We start from the raw sequence: 3,483 nt of genomic DNA on the forward strand, positions 1-3,483 counted from the left end.
GTACTTACTTCTTTTTGAAGGCGTCCTTAACCTTCTCGCCGGCGTCTTTGAGGTTGGACTTCGTCTGGTCGCGCTTGCCCTCATTTTCAGTGCTCTTGTCGCCGGTGACCTTGCCGACCGCTTCCTTGACCTTGCCGCCAAGCTCGTCGAGCTTGTTCTTCGCCTTATCCTCACCGCTCACCGTGTCTGCTCCTACTTTTGCGGGAATCGACCCGGTGGCCGAAACCTCAGCCCGAGGTTAACGCGCGAGCCGGGAGCGCATCAGGGCCAAAAGACCCTGTCGCGTGATCACGTCACGGCGGGAACGTGGAACCCGACAGTCCACATATTTCCAACCACGACGACAGCGGGAAAGAATGCCCATTCTGCTGTTCCGGCAAGCTGTCTTGCATAAAATCTTGCATAGAATGAGGTCCACAACATTCCGTGATTGCAGGGTGGTCACAGCCCTGACGAACTAGTCGCGGCTGGCCGAATCATCGTTGCTGATTACCGAGTTTTGCCACGAACGGTGCTGGAGTGACACGCTGATTTAGCAGTGTGAATCGCCTGGAAATGGTGGAGGCTCCTGACCTCGGAAACGAGGATGGAGTCATGCCGAGGAAAAAGTTGCCAGGGAAGCCGACCAGCCGCGGGTACAGCCCGGAGGAGAAGGCCGCCGCGGTGCGGATGGTGCGCACCTTGCGCGCTGAGTTGGGGCACCGAGCACAGGACGGTGCAACGGGTCGCCCGCCACTCGGCTAACGGCGTGGAGTCGGTGCGGTCCTCGGTACCGACCGGGAAGAGGCGCTTCGCGTCCGCCTTGGTGGGGATCTTTCCCCGACACGGTGCGGCCTGGCGATGTTCACCGAGTCGGTGGTGGGTTCGATCAGCCAGCACCTTCTCACCGCCACCGCGCCGTGGAAAGCTCAGGGAACGGATTTGTCCGCCGCTCGGGGATGTCCGCGCGGTGGGCCGGGCGACCTACGGCGCCGGGTCGGGGAGGGAATGGTTATGAGTGCACCGGTCGAGCTTGAGGGTTCGGTCTGCCAGGCAGATCTTGAGCGGCTCGTGGCGGGTGATCATCACGACCCGCACCAGATCCTCGGCCCGCACCGGGAGAAGGACGGCCAGGGGCGGGTGCGGGTGGTGATCCGCGGCTGGTGCCCGGATGCGGCGGGGATGGCGGTGCTGAGCGGAGGGGCGCGGATCGAGATGCGTCGCATCCACGCCGCCGGTGTGTTCGCCGGCGTGCTGGAGGCCGACGCCGTCCCCGCCTACCGCCTCGAGTCGACCGACCGGAACGGCACGACGACATTGTTCGACGATCCTTATGGATGCTGGCCGACGCTGGGGGAGATGGACCTGCACCTGCTGGGCGAGGGTCGACACGAGGGGTTGTGGCGGCACCTGGGCGCCATCGTGCGCGTCCACCAGGGGCTGTGCGGGACGTCGTTCGCCGTCTGGGCTCCGAGCGCCAGAAGCGTGCGCGTCGTCGGGGACTTCAACGGCTGGGACGGCCGGGTTCACCCGATGCGGGTGCTGGGCAGCTCCGGGGTCTGGGAGATCTTCCTGCCGGGAGTCGGGCCAGGGGCTTGCTACAAGTACGAGGTGGTCAGCCAGGGCGGGTACCTGAGCCTGCGGGCCGACCCGTTCGCCTTCGCCGCGCAGGTGCCGCCCGCCACCGCCAGCATCGTCACCGCCAGCACGCACGAGTGGCAGGACGCGCAGTGGATCGCCGAGCGGGCCACCGTGGACCTCATGCGTGCCCCGGTCTCGATCTACGAGTGCCATCTCGGCTCGTGGCGGCAGACCCGAAACGACGACGGGTCGTGGCGCCCGCTGACCTATCGGGAGGCGGCCGAGGTCCTCCCGGAGTACGTGGCCGATCTCGGGTTCACGCACGTGGAGTTCCTTCCGCTGGCGCAGTATCCGTTCTCGGGCTCCTGGGGGTACCAGGTGACCGGGTACTACGCGCCGGCGGCGCAGTTCGGCAGCCCGGACGACTTCCGGTACCTGGTGGATCGGCTGCACCAGGCGGGGGTCGGGGTGCTCGTCGACTGGGTGGCGGCTCACTTCCCCAAGGACGACTGGGCCCTGGCCCGGTTCGACGGCACGGCGCTCTACGAGCACGCGGACCCCCGGCAGGGGGAACACCCCGACTGGGGAACGCTGGTGTTCAACTACGGCCGCCACGAGGTCCGCAACTTCTTGCTGGCCAACGCCTTGTACTGGATCGAGGAATTCCACATGGACGGCCTGCGGGTGGACGCGGTCGCCTCGATGCTCTACCTAGACTATTCCCGCTGCGAGGGGGAATGGGTGACGAACCGGTTCGGGGGCCGGGAGAACCTCGAGGCCGTCAGCTTCATCAAGGAAGTCAACGAGGTGCTCTACCGGCACCACCCGTCGGTGATGATGGTCGCCGAGGAGTCGACGTCCTGGCCAGCCGTTTCCCGCCCCACCTCTTTGGGCGGGCTGGGGTTCGGGTTCAAGTGGAACATGGGGTGGATGAACGACACGCTCGTCTACTTCAGCAAGGATCCGGTCCATCGCCGGTTCCACCACCACGAGCTCACGTTCTCGCTGCTCTACGCATTCCACGAGAACTTCATCCTGCCGCTCAGCCACGACGAGGTCGCCCACGGCAAGGGTTCGCTGCTGGCCAAGATGCCCGGGGACCGCTGGCAGAAATTCGCGAACCTGCGGGCGCTACTGGCGTGGATGTGGGCCCATCCCGGACGGCAGTTGCTGTTCATGGGCGCCGAGATCGCCCAGAACAACGAATGGCGGTACCACGCCAGCGTGGACTGGCACCTGCTGGAGCACCCCGAGCACGCCGGGGTCCAGAGGCTGGTTCGGGAACTCAACGCGGTGTACCGCGACGAACCGGCCCTGTGGGAGCAGGACTTCGACTGGCCCGGGTTCCGCTGGATCGACCCCAACGACGCCGACCATAGCGTGCTGTCGTTCCTCCGGTTCCCGGTGAGCGACCAGCGGGTCGTGGCGTGCATCGCCAACCTCACCCCAGTGGTCCGCCACGACCATCGGGTCGGGCTCCCTGGCCCGGGTCGGTGGGTCGAGATCCTCAATACCGACAGCACCCAATTCGGCGGCAGCGGCGTCACCGTCGGCGACCTCACCGCAGAGGCGATCGGCTGGAACGACCTGCAGTACTCGGCCTCTATGACGCTTCCCCCGCTGGGCGTCGTCTGGCTGGCGCACGAGGGCTAGCGCGGAGGGACCCCGTCCGGCCAGGCCGAACGGGCCGGCTGACGAGCGTCAGGCGCACTGCACGACGGTGACCGGCATCCGTCCGGTCGCAGGCCGCGGGCGGTCCGGATCGGGCCGCCCGCGGAGGGCGTCGACCACTGGCTGCACGTTGGTCTGCTACGCCGTCTCGTCTAGCGCCCACGGGTGGGACCAGACCCGATGGGTGGTGAGGTCGGCCAGCTCGGCCGGGCAGTGCTGCACTGTCCGGGGGCGAGGCAGAGTGGCGGGCGG

The 3,483-nt window shown here is 66.9% G+C and carries 2 protein-coding genes and 1 pseudogene; 2 read left to right on the forward strand and 1 reads right to left on the reverse strand.

Features of this window, described 5'->3' with window-relative positions; all coding sequences use genetic code 11:
* Window positions 1–4: 4 nt before the first annotated feature.
* Window positions 5–181, reverse strand: a complete 177-nt coding sequence (locus VIM19_06220) for a CsbD family protein (GenBank protein ID HEY5184493.1) — start codon at window positions 179–181, stop codon at window positions 5–7.
* Between the two features lie 413 nt (window positions 182–594).
* Between VIM19_06220 and VIM19_06225 the strand changes: the two are divergent.
* Both VIM19_06225 and glgB read left to right on the forward strand, forming a co-directional pair.
* A pseudogene (locus tag VIM19_06225) lies at window positions 595–772 on the forward strand (IS3 family transposase).
* A 221-nt stretch (window positions 773–993) separates the two neighbouring features.
* A complete protein-coding gene (gene glgB / locus VIM19_06230) occupies window positions 994–3,213 on the forward strand; it encodes a 1,4-alpha-glucan branching protein GlgB (protein ID HEY5184494.1) in 2,220 nt (739 codons plus the stop codon).
* Window positions 3,214–3,483: the final 270 nt, after the last annotated feature.

It is taken from the genome of Actinomycetes bacterium, from assembly GCA_036510875.1.
Classification (GTDB): Bacteria; Actinomycetota; Actinomycetes; order Prado026; family Prado026; genus DATCDE01.